This is a genomic window from Actinomadura decatromicini, from assembly GCF_008121305.1.
Taxonomy (GTDB): domain Bacteria; phylum Actinomycetota; class Actinomycetes; order Streptosporangiales; family Streptosporangiaceae; genus Spirillospora; species Spirillospora syzygii.
The window spans coordinates 213394-233553 of sequence record NZ_VSRQ01000006.1; the positions used below are offsets into that span (position 1 = coordinate 213394).

General features: G+C 72.8%; 19 protein-coding genes. 9 read left to right on the plus strand and 10 right to left on the minus strand.

The genetic code is table 11. The features are described from left to right. Nucleotides 1-64: 64 nt before the first annotated feature. From FXF68_RS27220 to FXF68_RS27235, 4 genes are read right to left on the minus strand one after another with little or no spacing between them, the layout of a single operon-like run. Nucleotides 65-694, minus strand: coding sequence for a GTP-binding protein (locus FXF68_RS27220; protein ID WP_246179005.1), 630 nt, complete (start codon nucleotides 692-694; stop codon nucleotides 65-67). 34 nt (nucleotides 695-728) lie between these two features. Further along, nucleotides 729-1193 carry a DUF742 domain-containing protein gene (locus tag FXF68_RS27225; protein ID WP_148764043.1) on the minus strand — a complete coding sequence of 155 codons (465 nt, stop codon included), beginning with the start codon at nucleotides 1191-1193 and terminating at the stop codon, nucleotides 729-731. Nucleotides 1194-1223: 30 nt separating this feature from the next. Next, on the minus strand, nucleotides 1224-1676 hold the full coding sequence (locus FXF68_RS27230) for a roadblock/LC7 domain-containing protein (RefSeq protein ID WP_067893504.1): 453 nt from the start codon (nucleotides 1674-1676) through the stop codon (nucleotides 1224-1226). After that, nucleotides 1673-4954 (minus strand): nitrate- and nitrite sensing domain-containing protein, encoded by a 3282-nt coding sequence (locus FXF68_RS27235; protein WP_187438134.1) that lies wholly within the window; start codon nucleotides 4952-4954, stop codon nucleotides 1673-1675. The genes FXF68_RS27230 and FXF68_RS27235 overlap by 4 nt, the downstream gene beginning before the upstream one ends. Before the next feature lie 769 nt (nucleotides 4955-5723). Here FXF68_RS27235 and FXF68_RS27240 point away from each other — a divergent pair. The 6 genes from FXF68_RS27240 (at nucleotide 5724) to FXF68_RS27265 (ending at nucleotide 12246) form a co-directional block, all read left to right on the plus strand. Further along, the gene (locus FXF68_RS27240) at nucleotides 5724-6704 is read left to right on the plus strand and encodes an ABC transporter substrate-binding protein (RefSeq protein WP_148764047.1); all 981 of its coding nucleotides are present in this window, start codon (nucleotides 5724-5726) and stop codon (nucleotides 6702-6704) included. A gap of 19 nt (nucleotides 6705-6723) precedes the next feature. Next, the gene (locus FXF68_RS27245; RefSeq protein ID WP_148764049.1) at nucleotides 6724-7533 is read left to right on the plus strand and encodes an ABC transporter permease; all 810 of its coding nucleotides are present in this window, start codon (nucleotides 6724-6726) and stop codon (nucleotides 7531-7533) included. Then, nucleotides 7530-8381, plus strand: coding sequence for an ABC transporter permease (locus FXF68_RS27250; protein WP_148764051.1), 852 nt, complete (start codon nucleotides 7530-7532; stop codon nucleotides 8379-8381). Before FXF68_RS27245 ends, FXF68_RS27250 begins: the two co-directional genes overlap by 4 nt. A 30-nt stretch (nucleotides 8382-8411) precedes the next feature. Next, complete coding sequence (mdlC, locus tag FXF68_RS27255) at nucleotides 8412-10019, plus strand: benzoylformate decarboxylase (protein ID WP_148764053.1); 1608 nt, start codon at nucleotides 8412-8414, stop codon at nucleotides 10017-10019. Between the two features lie 129 nt (nucleotides 10020-10148). Then, nucleotides 10149-10940, plus strand: a complete 792-nt coding sequence (locus FXF68_RS27260) for an ABC transporter ATP-binding protein (RefSeq protein WP_148764860.1) — start codon at nucleotides 10149-10151, stop codon at nucleotides 10938-10940. A gap of 40 nt (nucleotides 10941-10980) precedes the next feature. Continuing rightward, the gene (locus FXF68_RS27265; protein ID WP_148764055.1) at nucleotides 10981-12246 is read left to right on the plus strand and encodes a flavin-dependent oxidoreductase; all 1266 of its coding nucleotides are present in this window, start codon (nucleotides 10981-10983) and stop codon (nucleotides 12244-12246) included. On the opposite strand, the gene FXF68_RS27270 is transcribed toward FXF68_RS27265, so the two are convergent. Next, nucleotides 12236-12850, minus strand: coding sequence for a TetR/AcrR family transcriptional regulator (locus FXF68_RS27270; protein WP_148764057.1), 615 nt, complete (start codon nucleotides 12848-12850; stop codon nucleotides 12236-12238). The genes FXF68_RS27265 and FXF68_RS27270 overlap by 11 nt on opposite strands. Nucleotides 12851-12964: 114 nt before the next feature. Between FXF68_RS27270 and FXF68_RS27275 the strand changes: the two genes are divergently transcribed. Continuing rightward, nucleotides 12965-14350, plus strand: a complete 1386-nt coding sequence (locus FXF68_RS27275) for an MFS transporter (protein ID WP_148764059.1) — start codon at nucleotides 12965-12967, stop codon at nucleotides 14348-14350. Nucleotides 14351-14360: 10 nt separating this feature from the next. Continuing rightward, nucleotides 14361-15056: an SGNH/GDSL hydrolase family protein gene (locus FXF68_RS27280; protein WP_148764061.1), complete on the plus strand. Its 696-nt coding sequence runs from the start codon at nucleotides 14361-14363 to the stop codon at nucleotides 15054-15056. Nucleotides 15057-15189: 133 nt separating this feature from the next. On the opposite strand, the gene FXF68_RS27285 is transcribed toward FXF68_RS27280, so the two are convergent. The 3 genes from FXF68_RS27285 to FXF68_RS27295 all read right to left on the minus strand — a co-directional run bounded on the left by FXF68_RS27285 (nucleotide 15190) and on the right by FXF68_RS27295 (nucleotide 16589). After that, entirely contained in the window at nucleotides 15190-15648 is a 459-nt protein-coding gene (locus tag FXF68_RS27285; RefSeq protein WP_148764063.1) for a hypothetical protein, read from the minus strand. Nucleotides 15649-15831: 183 nt separating this feature from the next. Further along, complete coding sequence (locus tag FXF68_RS27290; protein WP_148764065.1) at nucleotides 15832-16131, minus strand: hypothetical protein; 300 nt, start codon at nucleotides 16129-16131, stop codon at nucleotides 15832-15834. Next, nucleotides 16128-16589, minus strand: a complete 462-nt coding sequence (locus tag FXF68_RS27295; protein WP_148764067.1) for a hypothetical protein — start codon at nucleotides 16587-16589, stop codon at nucleotides 16128-16130. The genes FXF68_RS27290 and FXF68_RS27295 overlap by 4 nt, the downstream gene beginning before the upstream one ends. A 199-nt stretch (nucleotides 16590-16788) precedes the next feature. On the opposite strand from FXF68_RS27295, the gene FXF68_RS27300 reads away from it, so the two are divergent. Beyond that, entirely contained in the window at nucleotides 16789-18171 is a 1383-nt protein-coding gene (locus FXF68_RS27300) for a helix-turn-helix domain-containing protein (protein ID WP_148764069.1), read from the plus strand. Here the strand turns inward: FXF68_RS27300 and cutA are convergent. Both cutA and FXF68_RS27310 read right to left on the minus strand, forming a co-directional pair. Continuing rightward, nucleotides 18107-18436 (minus strand): divalent-cation tolerance protein CutA, encoded by a 330-nt coding sequence (cutA, locus tag FXF68_RS27305; RefSeq protein WP_148764071.1) that lies wholly within the window; start codon nucleotides 18434-18436, stop codon nucleotides 18107-18109. The two genes, FXF68_RS27300 and cutA, sit on opposite strands and share 65 nt — an antisense overlap. 41 nt (nucleotides 18437-18477) lie before the next feature. Further along, a complete protein-coding gene (locus FXF68_RS27310) occupies nucleotides 18478-20160 on the minus strand; it encodes a bifunctional 3'-5' exonuclease/DNA polymerase (protein ID WP_148764073.1) in 1683 nt (560 codons plus the stop codon).

The following is a 20160-nucleotide window of genomic DNA, read 5'->3' on the forward strand; positions in this document are numbered from 1 at the left end:
CCGGGTCAGGGGACGCGAGACGTCAACTGCGGGACGTCAGCTGCGGGGCGTCGGTCGCGGGGCGTCAGGTCCAGCTCGGCGACGTCGTCCCCGGCTGGACGCCCGGCGGCTGCGCGCCGGGGCCGGCGGGCGGCGCGGACGCGGCGGAGGAGGTCGTGGCGTGCACCGTCATCGCGTGCTGGACGAGCGTGATCAGCACCTGCTTGGTGGACTCGCGGCTCCGCGCGTCGCACTGCACGATCGGCACGTGCGCGCTGATCGACAGGGCCTCGCGGATGTCCTCGACGGCGTACTGGAACTCGCCGTGGAACCCGTTGACGCCGACCACGAACGGCAGGCCGAGCTCCTCGAAGTAGTCCACGGCGGCGAAGCAGTCCTCCAGCCGGCGGGTGTCGACGAGGACGACGGCGCCGATCGCGCCGCGGACCAGGTCGTCCCACATGAACCAGAAGCGGTGCTGGCCCGGCGTGCCGAACAGGTACAGGATCAGCTCGCTGTCGAGCGACACGCGCCCGAAGTCCATCGCGACGGTGGTGGTCGTCTTGTCCGGGACGGCGGACAGGTCGTCCACGTCGGCGCTCGCGGCGGTCATCACCGCCTCGGTGGTGAGCGGCATGATCTCCGAGACGGAGCCGACGAACGTGGTCTTGCCGACGCCGAAGCCGCCGCCGACGACGATCTTGACCGAGGTCAGCTCGGCCTCGCCGCCGGGCGGGCCCGGGATCTGGTCAGAGCTTCCGAAGGCCACTGAGCACCCTTTCTAGCAAGCGAAGGTCCGGCTGTCCGCCGGCGGTGGTGGCGGGCTGGGACTGGTGCAGCCGCAGCAGCCCCTCGACGGCCATGTCGGCGATGAGGACCCGCGCGACGCCGAGCGGCAGGCGCAGCAGGGCGGAGACCTCGGCCACGGAGCGGGCGGACCGGCACAGGTCCATGATCGCCCGGTACTCCGGGGTCAGCACGGCCACGTCCCGCGGCGGGTACGGCGCTGCGGTGACCAGGGCCTCGATGGCCAGGTCGTAGCGCGGCTTGGTCCGGCCGCCGGTCACCGCGTAGGGGCGCACCAGCGACGAGCTCGCGTTCGGGTCATCGTCGCGCTCGGGAGGACGTCCCTGCGCCGGCGTCCTCCCCTGGGGGTCGCCCGGCCAGCGTCCGGGCCCTCCGGGACCGCCTCCGAAGGGACTGCCTCGATCCATGTCGCCGACCTCCGGCCTAGTCAGTCACGATCAGTAGCGGGCGGGCCCGGCGCCCATCTCGGTCACGGGAGGACCCGAGAACGGCGGCTGCTGCTGGTCCTGGGCGCGCAGCGCGGGCGTGAGCACCCGGCCGACGCGCTCCACCAGGAGCGTCATCTCATAGGCGACGAGGCCGAGGTCGCAGTCCGGCGCGGCCAGCACCGCGAACACCGACCCGTTCGTGATGGACATGACGAACAGCAGCCCGCGGTCCATCTCGACGACGGTCTGGTTCACGCCCCCCGCGTCGAAGATCTTCGCCGCGCCCTGGGTCAGGCTCATCAGCCCCGAGGCGATCGCCGAGAGCTGGTCCGCCCGCTCGGGCGGGAAGCCCGACGAGTAGGCCATCGGCAGGCCGTCCGAGGAGACCACGACGGCGTGCGCGACCTTCGCGACACGGTCCGCGAAGTTCGTCACCAACCAGTTGAGATCCTGCCCGCTCACCGGGTGCCTCCTGTCTCGTCGTCGCGCTGCGACGGCGCCTCACCTGACGTGCCTGTATCGCGGATCTCGTGGCGCCCGCGGTGGACGCCCCGCTGGAGACTCGCGAAACGGTTGCGTACGACGTCGGCCGTCTGGCCGTGACCCTGGCGGGCCTGGGCGGGCTGGCCCTGCGCGGGCGCCTCCCGCTCGGCCGCCCCCGGCGGCGGTTCCGGCGGCGGCTGCGCGGCGGCCGGCGCCGCCGCGTGCCCGACCGCGCCGGGGATGCGGTTCTTACCGGGCACCCGCTTCGGGAGCCCGACGCTGGTACGGCTCGCCGCCACCGGCCGGCGGGCGGCCTCGGCGGCCCGGAACCCGGCGTCCGCCGGGGACTCCCAGCCGCGGACCGGGTCCTCGCCGGACCCGGCGTCGGCCGACCGGCGCTGGAACCACTCCGACTGCATCGCGTCGAAGATCGGCGAGCGTTCGGGGAGCCGGCGCGGCTGCTTCGGCTCGGGCGGTGCCTGCGGCGGGGCGGGGGCCGGGGGTTCCGGCGCGGCGCTCTCCGGCGGGGCGGGCGGGACCGGGACGGGGCGCTCCCCCGTCCGCTCGGCCGCGGCGGCCGTCCACCGTGTGCCGTGCGCCCCGGTCTGCCGTCCGGCCCGCGGGTCGGTCCGCGGGGTGTCGCCGAACGGGCTCTGCTCGGGGCCGACCTGGTCGAGCGGACCGGTCTCCCAGGGGATCTGCCGCCCGGAGCCGGGGTCCGGCACGATCGGCTGCGCCTCCGGGACGACGGACTGCGGCCCGGTCCGGCCCATGTCGGGCCGGTGGACGTCGGGCCGGTGGCTGTCGGGCCGGTGGACGCCGTTGGACCCGGTGTCGTCCCGCCGCTCGCTGCGCGGCTGGAACAGCCCGTTCGGGCCGTCGTCGGGCGGGTTCGCGGCCGCGCCGCCGCCGGGCAGGTGCGCGCCCGGCCGCCGGACGGGCAGCTCGCCCGGCCGCCGCGGCGGACGCCGGTCGCCCGGCTGGTAGGGGTCCTCGGCGGGCGGGACGGCGGGCTGCGGCCCGGTGCCCGGCACCGTCGGATGCGCCCCGGTCCCGGTGGGGATGGGGCCGGTTCCGGTCGGGATCGGGCCGGTCTCGTTCAGGGCGGGCTGGGGGCCGGTGCCGCGCCGGATCGGGCGCAGCGGGCCGGTGCCGCCGACCATGGGGTGCGAGCCCGTCCCGCCGGTCAGCGGCCCGGTCAGCGGGCCGGTGGGCGGACCGACCGGGCCGCGCTCGCCGGGCTGCGGGAACGCGCCGCTCGTGCCGAGCGCGGGCGGCTCGGGCGCGGTGGTGAGCGCGGCGAGCTGGCCGTGCGCGCCCGCCTCGCGCGGGCCGAGGCCGCGGGCGCCGATCCCGGCGGTGTCGCCGGGGGTGATCACGGCGTCCGGCAGGACCACGAACGCGGTGAGCCCGCCGCCCTGCGCGGCGCGCAGCTCCACCCGGATCCCGTGCCGGACGGCGAGCCGGCCGACCACGAACAGGCCCATGCGGCGGGCCGCGGAGAAGTCGATGACGGGCGGGTTCGCGAGCCGCCAGTTCGCCTGCTCCAGGTCCTCGGTCGACATCCCGACGCCGTTGTCGGTGATCTGCAGCATGGCGCCGCCGCCGCTGAGCGTCTGTCCGGAGACGGTCACCTTGGTGTGCTCGGACGAGAACACCGTCGCGTTCTCCACCAGCTCGGCCAGCAGGTGGACGAGGTCGTTGACGACGGGTCCGGCGACCGTCATGTCGCCTTGAACCCGGAGCGCCACCCGCTCGTACTGCTCCACCTCGGACAGCGACGCGCGGACGACGTCGATGAGCGGGACGGCCTGGTTCCAGCGCCGCACCTGCTCCTGCCCTCCGAGGACGAGGAGGTTCTCGCAGTTGCGGCGCATGCGGGTGGCGAGGTGGTCGAGGCGGAACAGGTTGCCGAGCTGCTCCTCGTCCCGCTCGCTCTGCTCCAGTTCCTCGATCAGGCGGAGCTGCCGCTCGATCAGGGACTGGCTGCGGCGGGAGAGGTTGACGAACATGGCGTTGATGTTGCCGCGCAGGACGGCCTCGTCGGCCGCGAGCCGCACCGCCTCGCGGTGAACCTCGTCGAAGGCGCGGGCGACCTGGCCGATCTCGTCGGTGGAGTCGACCTCGATCGGCTGCACCTCGATGCCGCCCGCGGCGGCCTCCGGATCTCGCAGCCGGTCGACCAGGCCGGGCAGCCGGGTGCCGGCGATCTCCAGCGCGCCGGACTGCAGCCGGCGCAGCGGCCGCACCAGCGAGCGCGCCATCAGGATCGTGACCAGCAGGACGGCGGCGAGCAGCACCGCGACGATGATCGAGTCGGTGATGGTGGAGGTCCGGGCGGCGGCGCCCTGGTCGTCGCTGCGCACCTTGATGTCGTTCGCGAGCCGCTCCTCCACGAGCCGCATCTTCCCGATCATGTCGGTCATGGAGTCGCGGATCACGGCGGCGGAGCGGGCGGTGCCGAGCGAGGGCGGCAGGTTGCCGCCGGACGCGCCGACGCCCGCGATCACGCGCTGGCGCACCTCGCGGGCCTGGTCGACCTTGGGGCCGACGACGGTGTCCTCGAAGAGCTGGATCTGGTCGAGCCGCGCCGAGTCGCGGAAGGCGGCGAGCTGGCTGTCCTCCTGGGAGCGGGCGGCGGTGAGCTCCTGCAGCTCGTCGGCGGCCAGCTGGTGCGAGCGCGCGCCGATGAGCAGCACCGCGCGCTCGCGCGACACCGCCTCCTTGGCGCGGGCGAGCGCGCCGAGCGCCCGGCTGGACTCCGCGAGCCGGTCGTCGGCGACGTTCTGCGCGAGGCCGTCCAGGATGGCGACGAGCTCGTCGGTGACCTCGGTGTACTTCTGCAGGACGGTGAAGGCCGGCACCTTGGTGCCGGTGACGAGGGAGCGCAGCGCCTTCACGCCGTCGAGCCGGTTCAGCACGGTGCGCGCGTCGCGCACGGCCTCCGTTCCATAGGACCCGTTGATCGCCCCGGCGGCGGCGCGCACCGGCTCGATCTGGGCGTCGGTCTTGCGCTGCTGGCCCTCCAGCTCGGGCAGGAGGGCGGCGGCGCGGTTGGCCGCGCTGTACTCGACGGCGAGGTCGCGCTCCGCCGTGAACTGCTGGACGAAGCGGGTGATCCCGTCGCCCATCTCCGCCATGCGCTCGACCCGGCCGTACGCCTCCGCCTCGCTGAGGGAGCTGGAGATGCGCACCCCGGCCAGCGCGACGGCGGCGACCGTCGGAACCAGGATCAGGACGATGAGCCGCTGGGGCACCCGCCAGTTCCGCAGGCTCAGCCTGCTGCCCGACCGTGTCGGTTGGCCCGACTGCGTCCCGACGTTACCGGGTCGAGGACCGTCGCGACCTTCGTCGCTTGGTTGCATCCGCCGTTAACACCCTCTCCACGATGTCGCACTCTCCGTGGCTACACGGACGCGAAGGGTAATTGCGACATCTTCTTCACCCTCGGCGCACGACATTGCAGCACATCCACGGATAGGCCGCAAAGGACCATAGGCCAGCCGATATTGACCAATGCCATGATCGTGACTTCATGCCCGTATGTCCGATTTACTGAGTACGGGCGATCACGCTCCGCAGTTGAACCTACGGTGATCGGAAACTCTCACAACGTAACAGGCGCTGCTCGTCCCGACCCGTCCCCCGAACGGCGGAAACCGGTTCCGGGCCAGATGGCGCGGGGGCCGTGACTCTGCGGAGCAGCGCGGCGCTGCATCGTCACCTGCGCCGACGAAAGCCGCGGAAGCCCGCCGAAGTCGGACGAGGGCCAATGAAACAAAACAGCGCGAGCGTCTTATCGAGCGCCACTCGGCTTCGCGTGCGCGCGGTCCTGGCACTCGCTCAGGACACAAGACAGTCACACAATTCGGAGCCAAACCACCCAAGTCACCCAGTACGCGATACTCTCCGGTCGCACGTGATCTTCAGGCGTCCGGCGTGGTGGCTACAGTCGTTCCCCTGGCTCGCATGTCCCGGCCGACAGCCCTGCCGATACAACTTCCCCCGTGAGTTTAAGGAGTGCCCATGCGGCAATCCCTCCGTCTCTCAGCGCTGGTGAGCGCTGCCGCCCTCCTCCTGTCCACCGCCGTCGGCTGCGGAGACTCGGACGACTCGTCCGGCGGCAGCGGACTCGAGAAGGACACCGTGACGGTGGCCGCGCTGCCCATCGCCGACGACGCGGCGCTCTACATCGCCCAGAAGGAGAAGCTCTTCGAGAAGGAGGGGCTGAAGGTACAGATCAAGCCCGTCCAGCAGAGCATCCAGGCCATTCCCGCACTGGTCAAGGGCGACGTCAACGTGATCGCCGGCGGCAACTACGTGTCCTTCCTGCAGGCCGACGCGAAGGGCACGCTCAAGCTGAGCGTGCTGGCCGAGGGCGCGTCGCTGACGTCCCACATGATGGACGTCCTCGTCATGCCGAACTCGAAGGTCCGCGCCCTCAAGGACCTTGAGGGCAAGACGGTCGCGGTCAACCTTCTGAACAACATCCAGTCCCTGACGCTGAACGCGATCCTCAAGGCGAACAACGTCGACGCCTCGAAGGTCACCTACCGCGCGGTGCCCTTCCCGCAGATGGCGACCGCGCTCCAGAAGGGCGACGTCGACGCCATCCACGCCGTCGAGCCGTTCACGTCCGGCGCCGAGAAGTCGCTCGGCGCGCGGGTGGCCGTGGACGCGGGCTCGGAGCCGGTGACCAACACCCCGATCGCCGGCTACCTCAGCACGCAGGACTTCGTGAAGGACAACCCGAAGACCGCCGCCGCGTTCCAGCGCGCGATCTTCAAGGCGCAGGAGATCGCCAGCAGCGACCGCAAGCGCGTCGAGCAGGTGCTCCCCACCTACACCAAGATCGACGCGAAGGTCGCGGGCGTCATCACGCTCCCCGGCTACCCGAGCTCCCTCAACACCACGCGGATGCAGCGGGTCGTGGACCTCATGATCTCGGCGGGCCTCCTCAAGGAGAAGCCCGACCTGAAGACCATCCTGTTCCAGCCGGCGTCCTGACGCGAGGCGCAGGCGATTCATGTCCGACAAGACGACGCCGCCCCGCGGCCTCTCCCGTCCAGGAAAATGGGCGCGCGGGGCCGCAGGGGTGGCGGTCCTGTTCCTGGCGAGCGAGGCGCTCGGTAGAGCCGGGATAGTGGACCGTTCCTTTCTGCCTCCCGCGTCGAGCGTCACCGCCCGCGCCATCGAACTGTTCGGCGACTCCGACTTCCTGTCCAACGTGCGCGTCACGCTCACCGCGTGGGCGCTCGGCCTCGCCATCGCCGTCGCGATCGCGGTGCCGCTCGGGCTGCTGCTCGGCAGCGTCCCGGCGGTGAACACCGCGGTCCGGGCGATCGTCGAGTTCCTGCGGCCGATCCCGTCGGTCGCGCTGATCCCGCTGGCCGGGCTGATCCTCGGCTCCGGGCTGAACATGGAGGTGCCGCTCATCGTCTACGCGTGCTGCTGGCCCATCCTGTTCAACACGATGTACGGGCTGCACGACGTCGACCCCCTCGCCAAGGAGACGTTGCGCTCGTTCGGCTTCAACCGCCTCCAGGTCCTCATCCGGGTGTCGCTGCGCAGCGCGGCCCCCTTCATCGCGACCGGGGTGCGGCTGTCGGCGTCCGTGGCGCTGATCCTCGCCGTCGGGACGGAGATCCTGTCCGGCTTCGGGGACGGCCTCGGCATGTTCATCGCCCAGGCCGGGACGGTCCCCGAAGGCACCCGCGACGTGCTCGCCGGCACCGTCTGGGCGGGCTGCATCGGACTGATCATCGACACCGTGCTGGTGCAGGCCGAGAACCGCGCGTTCCGGTGGCACCTGGCGCAGAGGAGTGGTGCGTCATGACGGCCGCCGCCGTCGCCCGGCGCCCCGCGTGGCGGCCCGGCGCCCTCGCCTGGCGGCTCGTCCGCGGTCTCGCGCACCGGCTGCTCCCCCTCGCCGTCCTCATCGCGGCCTGGGAGGCGGCGACGCGCGTCGCCGAGAGCCCGTTCTTCCCGCCGCCGTCGGACATCGTCCCCCGGATGCGGGAGATGTGGTTCGCCGGGCCCGCGAGCCACCTGTTCTTCAGCGGCGGCGCGCGCGACTCGATGGCGCCGAGCCTCGCCCGGATGACGGTCGCGCTGGTGCTGTCCGCGGTGGTCGGGATCGTCCTCGGGCTGGCGCTCGGGCGCTCGGAGCGCGCCCTCGCCTACCTGGAGCCCGTGCTGCAGTTCGCGCGCGTGATCCCGCCGCCGACGCTGGTGCCGGTGTTCGTCGCCCTGATGCACCTCGGCACGCAGATGCAGATCACCTCGATCGTCTTCGGCGCGGTGTGGCCGATCCTGCTCAACACCGCCGACGGCGCGCGCAGCGTCGACGCGACGCAGATGCAGACGGCCGAGGCGTTCCGGCTGTCCGGGCCGCAGCGGATCCGGTACCTGATCATCCCGTCCGCGCTGCCGAAGATCTTCGCGGGGCTGCGGCTCGCGCTGTCGCTGTCGCTGATCCTGATGGTCTTCTCCGAGCTGCTGCCCGGCACGGCGGACGGGCTCGGCTTCGAGCTGACGAACGCGCAGAGCCAGTCCGACATGCTCACGATCTGGGCGGTGATCGTGCTGCTCGGCATCCTCGGCTACCTGTTCAACACGATCCTCCTCGCGGTGGAGCGGCGCGTGCTCTCCTGGCACCGCGGGGCGCGGAAGGCGAACTCATGACGAAGGCGGATTCATGAGGAGGGCGGATTCATGACGGCGGAATTCACGGTCCGGGACGCGGTGTTCGACTTCTGCCGGCGGACGGGGATGACCACCGTCTTCGGCAACCCCGGCTCCACCGAGCTGCGGATGCTCCGCGATTTCCCAGCGGACTTCGAGTACGTGCTCGGGCTGCAGGAGCTCGTCGTGGTGGGCGCGGCGGCGGGGCACGCCCTCGGCACCGGCGGCGCGGCCCTCGTCAACCTGCACTCCGCGGGCGGCGTCGGGCACGCGCTCGGCGGGGTCTTCAACGCCTACCGGGACCGGATCCCGCTGGTCATCGTCGCGGGGCAGCAGACGCGGGCGATGCTGCCGACGCGGCCGTTCCTCGGCGCGGAGGAGCCCGCCCAGTTCCCGCGCCCGTACGTGAAGTGGAGCCGGCAGCCCGAGCGGGCGGAGGACGTGCCCGCCGCGTTCGCCGAGGCGTACCGCGTCGCGATGACGCCGCCGCGCGGGCCGGTGTTCCTGTCCGTGCCGGAGGACGACTGGGACCGTCCGGCCGAGCCCGTCCCGCACCGCGAGATCCGGGCCGGGTTCGCCGCCGACCCCGCCGCGCTGCGGGAGACGGCGGACGCGCTGAACGGCGCCGCGAACCCCGTCATCGTCGTCGGCTCCGGCGTCGAGGACGAGAACGCCGGACACCTCGTGGTCAGCCTCGCCGAGCGGACGGGCGCGCCCGTGTGGATCAGCCCGCTGTCCGGCCGGTCCGGCTTCCCCGAGGACCACGCCCTGTTCAAGGGGTTCCTGCCGCCCGTCCGGAACCGGCTCGTCGCGGAGTTGGAGGGGCACGACGTCGTGCTCGTGCTGGGCGCGCCCGTGTTCAACTACCACGTGCACACGGAGGGCCCGTTCATCCCGGAGGGCACGCGGCTGTTCCTGTTCGACTGCGATCCCACGCTGACCGCGTGGGCGCCGGTCGGGACGAGCGTCCTCACCACCCTCCAGGCGGGGCTGTCCGGGCTGCTGGACCTGGTCGACAAGGCCGACCGTCCGACGCCCGAGCCGCGGCCCCGGCTGGCGCGCCCCGCGGCGGCCGACCCGATCGACGCGGCCCTCGTCGTGGATGCGCTGCGGGAGCGGATGCCCGCGGACGCGGTCCTGGTGGAGGAGATCCCCAGCCACCGGGACATGTTCCACGCGCGGTTCCCGATCACACGGCCTGGAACGTTCCTGACCATGGGCAGCGGCGTGCTCGGCTGGAGCCTGCCGATGGGCGTCGGGCGCGCGCTCGCCGGGTCCGGGGAGCGGATCGTGTGCGTCCTCGGCGACGGCGCGATCATGTACTCGGTGCAGGCGCTCTGGACGGCCGCCCGGCACAGGCTGCCGATGACGGTGATCGTCATGAACAACGGCGGCTACGGGGCGGTGCGGGCGCTCGGCCGCCGGATCGGCATCGACGGCGTCGTCGGCGCGGACATCGCGGGCATCGACTACGCGGCCGTCGCGCGCGGGCTCGGCGTCCCGGGGCGGACCGTCACGTCCGCCGCCGACCTCGACGCGGCGCTCGACGAGGCGCTCGCGCACGAGGGACCCTTCCTCGTGGACGTCAGCGTGGCCGCCGACGAGGAGGCCATGTACTGGAGCGCCACCGAGCAATAATCATCGGAAATTCCTCCCATACCACTCATAGTTGATCTGTGGTGCGTTACGCTCCCCGCGCGGTGAACGATCACCCGTCGCCGGACCACCCCGCCCATGGAGCGCCCACAGACGGAGAAGGCGAAGGAAATGCTCCAGATAACCGGCCTCACGCACTCTTACGCGGACGGCCACCGCGCGATCGACGGCCTCGACCTCACCGTCCCGGACGGACAGCTCCTCAGCATCGTCGGGCCGTCCGGCTGCGGGAAGTCCACGCTGCTGCGCTGCATCGCCGGGCTGCTCCGCCCCACCTCCGGGACGCTCACCCTGAACGGCTCGCCGATCAACGGTGTGCCCGACGACCTCGCCGTCGTGTTCCAGGACTACAGCAGGTCGCTGTTCCCGTGGCTGACCGTCCGGGACAACGTGGCGCTGCCGCTGCGCCGCCGCGGCATGGCGCGGAAGGAGCGGCGCACCGCCGCGCAGGAGGCGCTGGCGTCGGTGGGCCTGCCGGACGCCGGGCGCAAGTACCCGTGGCAGCTCTCGGGCGGCATGCAGCAGCGCGTCTCGATCGCGCGGGCGCTCGCCTACCGCCCGTCCCTCCTGCTGATGGACGAGCCGTTCGGCTCCGTCGACGCGCAGACCCGCGAGGACCTTGAGGACCTCGTCCTCCAGGTGCACCGGACGCAGAAGATCACGATCCTGCTCGTCACCCACGACATCGACGAGAGCGTGTACGTCGGCGACCGGGTCGTCGTGCTGAACCGGTCCCCCGCCCGCGTGCACGCCGACCTGCCCGTCGGGCTGCCGTCCGGCCGGGACCAGATCGAGACCCGGGGGATGCCGCAGTTCGTCCAGCTCAGGGCCGAGGTCGGACGGCTCGTGCGGGGCGGCGCGAAGGTCCCCGGCGCGGCGCCCGCGAGCGGTGGCCGCGGCTGACCGGGCTGGAACGGACAGGCTGGAACGAAGGGGGCGTTTCATGCGCGTTGTGATCGTCGGCGCGGGGATCGGCGGGCTCACCGCCGCGCTGAGCCTGCACGAGGCGGGCGTGGAGACGCTCGTCGTCGAGTCGTCGGCGCGGTTACGGCCGCTCGGTGTCGGCATCAACCTGCTGCCGCACGCCGTCCGGGAGCTGACCGAGCTGGGGCTCGACGGCGCGCTGGCGGAGCTCGGCGTCCCGACCGCCGAGATGGTGCACTTCGACCGGCACGGCGGGCGGATCTGGGGCGAGCCGCGCGGCCGCGCGCTCGGCTACGACTGGCCGCAGTACTCGATCCACCGGGGCGAGCTGCAGATGGCGCTGCTCGACGCGGTGCGGGCGCGGCTCGGCGCGGGCGCCGTCCGCGCGGGCACGCTGTTCGAGGGCTTCGAGCAGGACGCGGCGCGGGTGCGGGCGCGGCTGCTCGACCGCGCGTCCGGCGCCGCCGAGACCGTCGACGCCGACGTGCTCGTCGGGGCGGACGGGCTGCACTCGACCGTCCGGGCGCAACTGAACCCGGACGAACCGCCGCCGCTGTGGAACGGCATCCGGATGTGGCGCGGCGTCACCGAGGGCGAGCCGTTCCTGTCCGGGCGGACCCTGGCCGTCGCGGGCAGCAACGCCGCCAGCAAGATCGTCGTGTACCCGATCTCCATCCGGGCCGAGCGCGCGGGGCGCGCCCTGCTGAACTGGGTCGCCGAGGTCAGGCTCCCCTCCGGCATTCCGCTCGGCCAGACCGCCGACTGGAACCGCACGGGCCGCCTGGAGGACGTCCTCCCCCACTACGCGGACTGGACGTTCGACTGGCTCGACGTCCCGGCCATGCTGTCCCGCACGGCGGAGATCCTGGAGTACCCGATGGTCGACCGCGACCCGCTCGACCGCTGGACGTCCGGCCGCGTCACGCTCCTCGGCGACGCCGCCCACCCGATGTACCCGATCGGGTCGAACGGCGGGTCGCAGGCCGTGCTGGACGCGCGCGTCCTCGCCCACGAGCTGGCGAAGGCCGCCGACCCGGCGGAGGGGCTGCTCGCCTACGAGCGGGCCCGCCGCGAACCGGTCAACGCGATCGTGCTGGCCTGCCGCGACATGCCCGCGGACCGCGTCCTGCACGCCGTCGGCGAGCGCGCCCCGGACGGCTTCGACAGGATCGAGGACGTCCTGACCCCGGAGGAGCTGAGCACGATCACCGGGGCGTACCGGCGGACGTCGTTCGACGACGCGGAAGCGCTGAACACACGCCCGTCGTACTCCGTCAACCCTTAGCGGAGACGGCGGCGAGGCGCGCCTCGGCCGCGCGGGCGCCCCGGTCGAACTCGGACGGGTCGTCGTGCAGCAGCGCGTAGGCAGCTCCGGCGCGGAAGACGGCGTCCACCTCGAAGGCGAGTTGGGCGATGTCGGCGGAGGCGTCGATCTCGCCGAGCTCCCGCGCCTCGCGCAGGCAGCGCTCCAGGAAGCCGCGCCAGTCGCGCTGCGAGGCCGCGATCGCGTCCCGGACGCGGCCGGGCCGCGCGTCGAACTCGGCCATCGTGGAGTGGAAGAAGCAGCCGCCGGGGAAGACCGGCTCGCGCTCGTAGCGCCGCCACGCCGCGAGCAGCGCGCGGACGCGCCCGAGACCGCCCGGCACGGCGAGCGCGGGCTCGACCACGTGCTCCCGGAACACCTCGACGGCCTTGCGGACGGTCGCGAGCTGCAACTCCTCCTTGGAGCCGAAGTGCGTGAACACGCCGCTCTTGCTGATCCGCAGCTCGGTGGCGAGCCGTCCGATCGACAGGCCCTCAAGGCCCTCCGCGGACGCGATGTCGGCGGCCCGGGACAGGATGGCGGAGCGCGTCTGCGCGCCCTTGAGAAGCCGTCCGTCGGTGCTCACGCCAACTAATCTGCACGACCGTTCGTACAAAGTCAACGCGAGAAACCCCTTGACGGGAGAGCCTTCGACAGAAGAGTGTACGACCGTTCGTTTAATTTTCTTGGAGGCTCTCCGATGTCGTCCGTCCAGACCGCCGCGGCGCCCGCCGCCGCCCGCGCGCGGCGCGACGTCCCCTGGCTCGCCGCCGGGGCGACGTTCCTGGCCATGCTCGACGCCACCGTCGCGAACCTGGCCGTCCCCGACCTGCACGCCGACTTCCCGGCCGCCTCGGTGTCCGGGCTGACCTGGATGATCACGCTCTACGCGGTGCTGTTCGCCGCGCTGCTCGCGCCCGCCGGGCGGCTCGCCGACCTGGTCGGGCGGCGGTCCCTCTACCAGTGGGGGGTCGGGCTGTTCACGCTGGCCTCGCTCGCCTGCGCGCTCGCGCCGACCGTGCCCGTGCTGCTCGGCACCCGGGCCGTCCAGGGCGCCGCCGCGGCCGCGATGATCCCCGCGTCGCTCGCGCTGCTGCTGCGCGACACCCCGCCCGAGCGCCGCGCGGGCGCCATCGGGCTGTGGAGCGCGGCGGGCGCGTTCGCCGCCGCGATCGGCCCGAGCCTCGGCGGCGTGCTCGTCGACCAGTTCGGCTGGCGGTCGCTGTTCGTCATCAACGTGCCCGTCGGCCTCGCGCTGCTCGGCGCCGCGCTCCGCCTGCCGCGCGCGGAGGGCGGCGCCGGGCGGCTGCCCGACCTGCTCGGCACCGTCCTGCTCGGCGGCGGCGTCGGCGCCGTCGCGCTCGGCGTCACCCAGACCCGGGACTGGTCCTGGACGGACGCCCGCACCCTCGGTCTGCTGCTCGGCGGCGCCGTCCTCGTCGGGCTCGCGCTGTGGCGGTCGGCGCGGCACCCCGTGCCCGCCCTGGAGATCTCGCTGTGGCGCAGCCACCGGTTCGCCGTCGCCAACGCCGCCTCGTTCCTCTACGGGACGGCCCTCTACTCCTGGCTCCTGCTCGGCGTCCTCTACCTGACCGACAAGTGGGACTACTCGGTGCTCAAGGCCGGCCTCGCCTCCACGCCCGGCGCGTTCACCGCCACCGCCGCCGCCGTGATCATGGGACGGCTGACCGGCCGCATCGGCGTCCGACCGGCGGTGACCGGCGGCGCGCTGGTCATGGTCGCCGCCGGGGTCTGGACGCTCGCCGCGCTGCCGTCCGAACCGCACTTCACCACGTTCTGGCTGCCCGTCGGCCTGCTCGTCGGGACCGGCATGGGGATGGTCACCACCGGCACCGCGTCCGCCGCCGCGCTGTCGGTCGACCCGCTGCGGTTCGCCGGGGCCACCGGCCTCAACACGACGGCCCGCCAGCTCGGCGGCGCGCTCGGCATCGCCGTCCTCGCCGCGCTGCTCCCGGCAGGGGCGACGCACGGCGACTACACCCACGTCTACCTGTTCTGCACCCTCGCCGCGGGCGGCGCCGCCCTCGCCGGGCTGCCGCTGACCCTGCGGCGCACCAGGTCCTGAAGGAGTCGACATGCCCCTGTCCAGTACGAGCCTGTCCGAGTGGACGGACCCGGACGTCCTGCCCGCCGCCGAGGCCGCCGCGCTGCTCGCGGGCGCGCCCTGGACGCGGCTGGCGACGCTCGGGGACAGCGTCGCCGAGGGCGTCCGCGAACCCGTCCCCGGCTACCGCGACCTGTCGTGGGCCGACCGCGTCGAGGAGGCGCTGCGCGCCGTGACGCCGGGCCTCGCCGCGCTGAACCTCGGCCGCCGCGACCGCGTCGCCGCACAGGTCGCGGCCGAGCAGCTCGGCCCCGCGCTCGCGTTCGGCCCCGACCTCGCGATCATCGCGGCGGGCGGGAACGACATGCTCCGCCCGCACTTCGACGCCGACGAGGTGCGGCGCGAACTGACCTCGATCGTGTCGACGCTCCGCGCAACCGGTGCCGACGTCGTCACGATCGGCCTGTTCGACCTCACCTCCGCCGGGCTCGGCCCCGTCCGCTACCGCGAGGTCATGTCGGCCCGGACGCGGCTGCTGAACGACATCGCCGCCGAGGTCGCCGCCGCCCACGACGCCTGCCACGTCACCACCCCGTACGACCACCCGACCGCCGCCGACCCCGCCATCTACAGCGCCGACCGCCTACACCTCAACGCCCGCGGCCACGCCTTCGCCGCCGCGAACACCGTCCGCACCCTCGCCACCCGCTACTTGGCGTCGGAGTAGAAACTCAACTGCTGCAGGAGTCCGGGCGGCGCCATGCGCGTAGGTGGCCCGCACCCGGCAGCGGGTAGAGGGTCTGCGCCGAAGCCCCTGACCCGAGCGCCGGAGCAGGGGGCATCACGCCGCGCGCCCGCGCTCAGACCGCGCTGACCCAGTGCGCCGCGATAGCGGTGCGTCCGTCGGCGTTGCTGAGGACGGAGGCGTTGTTGCCCTGCGAGCCGATGCCCTTGGCATAAAGGCTCACGACGTCGTTGGCATCAAAGGCCACCAGGACGGTCTGCCCGGCAGTGGCCTGAAGGATCAGGTTCGCGGGGCCGCCGCCCCCGGCGAGGGCCTGACTGCCGTCGATGGGGCTCTGCCCCTTGTACAGGACGGTGCTCGCCCAGTAGTTGGTGTTCGCGGCGCCCGAATTGATCACAGAACGGGCCTGGTAGGCGACCTCCCACACCCCGGGGAAGGGAATCGTGATCGTCAGACCCGACGGGTAGACCTGCGCGTAAGAGGTCGTGAGGGCCTGGTTGATGTCGAGCGGACCGGTCTGAACCCACATCTTGGAGGGACCCTGCAGGGAAAGCGCACTGGCCGATGTCGTCATGCCACAACGCTAACCAGACATCACTGAGCGTGACAGAAACTCGGCCGTCCTACTTCTATCGCCGTTCCAATGATTGACACACCACCGGCGTGGCCGACCGCCCCTTTCACCCACCCGACCCGCACGTCAGCGAGCCTCCTTTCTCAGGGGATAGGGCCAACCGCCGGGGCGGGTCACCCCGGCTCAGCGGCGCGGTTCCCGCACGACGTTGAGCGGCTGGGCTTCGACCTTCTCGCTGGGCTCGTTGCGCCAGGCGCGGCTAGGCTCGGCCATGCGCGCGGCCAGTTCCTCACCCGCGACGCGCAGGTCCTCGGCGATCCGGGACGAGACGCACGCCCAGGCCAACTCGCACCACCGCTCGTGCTCGACGATCCGCGCGCCGTCCTGCCGGGAGACCGCGCGCCAAGAGCCGTCCGGCAGCTCGTACACCTCGAACCCGGCGATCGCGCGCTCGGCCTCGCGAGCGTGACGCGGGCCGGTCACCGCCCGTCCTCCCGGTCCTCCCCGACCCCGGCCTCGGCGCGCGGGAGGCGCAACAGCAGCAGCGCCAGCTCGTTCGGGTCGTTGCCGTACACCTCGGTGAACGCGGCGGCCCGCTCGGCGTAGTCGACCCAGTTGCGCTGCCCGTGCCAGACCGGCCGGGTCTCGCGCACCTCGAACGCCCACTCGGGGAACCACTTGCGCAGATTGGTCAGTTGCTCGATGCGCTTGGCGTAGGGCAGCGCGTGCTTGGTGGGCGCGAGCGCCGCCAAGTCGATCGCCTGAGCCATGAGGCGGCCCAGGTGCCCGGGAAGCGTGGCCTCGGCGACCGAGTGCCCGCCGGTCCACTTCTGCGACGGCTCGCGGATGGCCAGCCACGGGACGGGCCTGGTCTCGTCGTACTCGATCTGCCAGCCCGGGTTCTCGTCGCGGAGCCGTGCCATGGTCTCGGATATCGTCATCGTCAGCCGGACCTCCGTTGTCCGGTCAGGCCCCGGAACCCTGGCGTTTGCCCGCCGGCCGGGGCCGTCTTTCGTGTCGGGCGACACCTTCCGCCCACCACCAGACCGCCTCCGGCGTTAGCGTGGAAGTCGTTGCCTGTCGGCTACGCGGCGTGGGCAACAAGCAACGGTCCGCACCTGGCGAAACGGTGGGAAGCCAATGAGCGGCGAGTCGTTCGGCGAGGCACTGCGCGAACTCATGACCGAGCGCGGCATCGGCGTCCGCGCCCTGGCCAGACAGGTGCCCTGCAACCCCGGCACAATCTCCAAGCTCTGCCGGGACGAACGGGGCACATCCGAGGCAATGGCCAAACGACTCGACGCGATCCTCGGGAGCGATGACCGCCTCCTTGCCCTCTACAAGGCAACGGCGGCCGAGGGCGGTGCCGCCGACAGCGTGGGCCGGTCGCAGGCGGAAGCTGCATGGGGTGCGGTCGGGTCCCCGGCCGACCTGCTCTCACTCGCCTGGACGGTCGGAAGGCTTGACCAACCCATGGCCCGTCGCGCCCTCACGCAGTTGGCCGCCGCGGTGACCGCCGCTCCGCTGCTGGGGATGGCCGACCCGATCGACCGCCTCGCCCGCGCGCTGACCCGCCCCGCGGGCATCGGCGAGGAACTGGTGACTCAGATGGAGGCTCGGTGCGTGGGCTTTCATCGCCTGGAGTTCATGCTGCCCGCCGAGCAGATCTTCCGCGCGCTGCTCGGCCACCTGGACGAGGTCACCTCTCTGCTGGAGGCCGTGCCCGCAGACCGTTGGCGCCGACGGCTGGCGCGCACCGCGGGAGAGAGCGCCGTGCTCGGAGCCTGGCTCGCCTGGGACCTCGGAGACGTGTCACGCGCGGCGGCGCTCTACCGAACCGCTGAGCTCGCCGCCGAGGCGAGTCAGGACCCGGCCATCCGCGCGTGCTCGGCGATCTACCAGAGCTTCGCCGTCAGCGAAACCGCCGGTCATCACGTTGCGTTGCGCACCCTGCGCAAGGCGGACGACCTACTGCCCGGAGGTGCGGACCGAGCAACGCGCGCCTGGCTGATCGGCCGCCAGGCCGAGGAGGCCGCCGCGCTGGGCGACCCGGCGGCCCGGGACCTCATCGAGCGTGCTTCGGATCTCATGGCCGAGGCGCGCCCCCAGGCTGAACGCTCCTGGACCCGGTGCCTTGAGTCACCCCGCTTCTCGCACATGCGTCTGACGATCGCGACACGGCTCGGCGACGAGGACGCCCTGTACGACGAGATCGGCGAACTGGTCACGACGGCGAGCGATCCGACGCAGAAGAAGAGCGGCCGGGTGCTGGCGAGCATCGGGCTCGCGCTCACCCGGCTCGGGGACGCCAAGGAAGGGATCGCCTACGGCGAGCGTGCGGTCGAGGCCGTCAGGGTCAGCCAGGCCGGTTACGCCATGACCCGGCTGACCGAGCTGGGCTCCGCCCTCATGGCACACCAGTCCGCGCGGGCACGTGAGCTGCGCGCCGCGATCGGCGCTACGCGTCGGGAGCTTGTGTCTCCGCGTCCATCCACGCCAGGTATGACGCCAGCCCCGAGTTGACCGGAACCGAGATGATCTCCGCGACGCTGTAGCTGTGCATCCGGTGGACGTGCGCCTCGACGTCGGCGTACCGGGCGGCCGGAGTCTTGATCAGCAGCAGGTACTCCTCATCGACCTGGACCTCCCCCTTCCATCGGTACGTGCTGGTGATGGGGCCGACCACCTGAGCGCAGGCCGCCAGACTGGACTCGATCAAGGACCGGGCGATCTCCAGTCCCTTCTCGCGCGACGGGATCGACGACTGAACCTGTACGTACTCGCCCATGGCCGCGAACGTACAGGGGGATCGTGTCCCTGCCCAGGGAACTACTTGGCGTCGGAGTAGCGGTCGACGATCGCTATCTCCATTGGGAATCTGGCGGGGGTGTCGCCGAACAGGAGGAGGCGCGCCTCTTCTGCTGCGGCGTGGATGGCGTTGGTGACGTCTTCGGCCAGGTGTTCGGGTGTGTGGACTATGACCTCGTCGTGTTGGAAGAACACGAGGCGCGGGTCGCCTAGGGCGGTGAGGCGGCGGCGGAGGGAGCCGAGGAGGGCGAGCGCCCAGTCGGCGGCGGTCGCCTGGACGACGAAGTTGCGGGTGAAACGGCCCCGGCTGCGCAGCGCCTGGGCCGCCGTCCCCTGACGCGGGTCGGCGGGCGCGTCGTCGTCGCCCGCCGAGGTCAGCTCGCGCCACCCGGCGGACGGCGGCGGGCACGTCCGGCCCAGCCGGGACCGGACGAGCCGCCCGTTCTCCCCCGCCCGCGCCGCCGCCTCCACGTACTCGAACGCGGCGGGGAACCGGCTCTTCAGGACGGCGAGGAACTGCACCGCCTCGCCCGTCCCCCCGCCGTACATCGCGGACAGCAGCCCGATCTTCGCCTTGTCGCGGGCGCTCACCTCGCCGGAGTCGCGGAAGGCGTCCGACAGCGCGGCGTAGAGGTCGCCGTGCGCCGCCGCGTCGGCGAACGCGCGGTCGCCCGCCAGCGCCGCCAGCACCCGCGGTTCGAGCTGGGCCGCGTCCGCGACGACCAGCGACCAGCCCGGGTCGGCGACGACCGCCCGGCGCAGCACGCGCGGGATCTGCAGCGCGCCGCCGCCGCTCGTCGCCCACCGCCCGGACACCACGCCGCCGACCACGTACTCCGGACGGAGCCGCCCGCCGCTCACCCACGTGTCGAGCCACGCCCACCCGTGCGCCGTGTGGAGCCGCGCCAGCTCCTTGTACTCCAGCAGCAGCGGCACCGCCGGATGGTCGAGCCGCTTCAGCACGTGCGCCCGCGTCGACGGCACCGGCAGCCCCGCCGCCGCGAACGCCTTGAGGATCTGCGCCGGCGAGTCGGGGTTCACGTGCGTGCGCGGGCCGAACGCCGCGCTGATGCGGTCGGCGAGGTCCTGGAGCCTGCGCGGCCGCAGGCCGCCGGACGGGCGCGGCCCGAGCAGCTCGGTGAGCAGCGCGTCGTGCTCGTCCGCCGACCAGGGCAGCCCGTCGTGCGTCAGCTCCGCCGCCACCAGAGCCCCGGCCGACTCCGCCGCCGCGAGGAGGGCGAACCCGTCCAGCCCGGCGATCGCCCGGCGCTGCGCCGCGTGCACGGCGACGACCTGCTCGATGTCGTCGCCCTCCGTACCCCTCTCGCGGTCGTCGTCGAACAGCGACGCCTGCGTCTCCTTCTCCGTGGGCGGACGGTCGGGTGGCACCGGCCCGCCGCGCAGCCGCGCCCACGCCGCCCGCACCGACCTGGGCTCCCCGTAGCGTCCGGCGTGCCCGAGCAGGAGACTCTCGACCAGCTCCAGGTCATGGCAGCGCGCGACCCGCACGCCTGCGCGCAGCAGCCGCGGGTACAGCCGCGCCGTGGACGGCCACACCCACCGCGGCGCGCCTTCCCTCTCCCGCTCGGCGACGGCCGCGACGAGATCGGGAACGCGGTGCACGGGGCCGTCCGCCGCCCCGTCCTCGGTGAGGACCCGCAGCGCACCCCCGACCCGCCCGTCCTCCCCGACCGCGACCCTCAC

Coding starts and splice junctions, on each gene's coding strand:
- FXF68_RS27225 (WP_148764043.1), bottom strand. CDS start 1,193: ATGGATCGAGGCAGTCCCTTCGGAGGCGGTCCCGGAGGGCCCGGACGC.
- FXF68_RS27240 (WP_148764047.1), top strand. CDS start 5,724: ATGCGGCAATCCCTCCGTCTCTCAGCGCTGGTGAGCGCTGCCGCCCTC.
- FXF68_RS27245 (WP_148764049.1), top strand. CDS start 6,724: ATGTCCGACAAGACGACGCCGCCCCGCGGCCTCTCCCGTCCAGGAAAA.
- FXF68_RS27250 (WP_148764051.1), top strand. CDS start 7,530: ATGACGGCCGCCGCCGTCGCCCGGCGCCCCGCGTGGCGGCCCGGCGCC.
- mdlC (WP_148764053.1), top strand. CDS start 8,412: ATGACGGCGGAATTCACGGTCCGGGACGCGGTGTTCGACTTCTGCCGG.
- FXF68_RS27260 (WP_148764860.1), top strand. CDS start 10,149: ATGCTCCAGATAACCGGCCTCACGCACTCTTACGCGGACGGCCACCGC.
- FXF68_RS27265 (WP_148764055.1), top strand. CDS start 10,981: ATGCGCGTTGTGATCGTCGGCGCGGGGATCGGCGGGCTCACCGCCGCG.
- FXF68_RS27275 (WP_148764059.1), top strand. CDS start 12,965: ATGTCGTCCGTCCAGACCGCCGCGGCGCCCGCCGCCGCCCGCGCGCGG.
- FXF68_RS27280 (WP_148764061.1), top strand. CDS start 14,361: ATGCCCCTGTCCAGTACGAGCCTGTCCGAGTGGACGGACCCGGACGTC.
- FXF68_RS27285 (WP_148764063.1), bottom strand. CDS start 15,648: ATGACGACATCGGCCAGTGCGCTTTCCCTGCAGGGTCCCTCCAAGATG.
- FXF68_RS27295 (WP_148764067.1), bottom strand. CDS start 16,589: ATGACGATATCCGAGACCATGGCACGGCTCCGCGACGAGAACCCGGGC.
- FXF68_RS27300 (WP_148764069.1), top strand. CDS start 16,789: ATGAGCGGCGAGTCGTTCGGCGAGGCACTGCGCGAACTCATGACCGAG.
- cutA (WP_148764071.1), bottom strand. CDS start 18,436: ATGGGCGAGTACGTACAGGTTCAGTCGTCGATCCCGTCGCGCGAGAAG.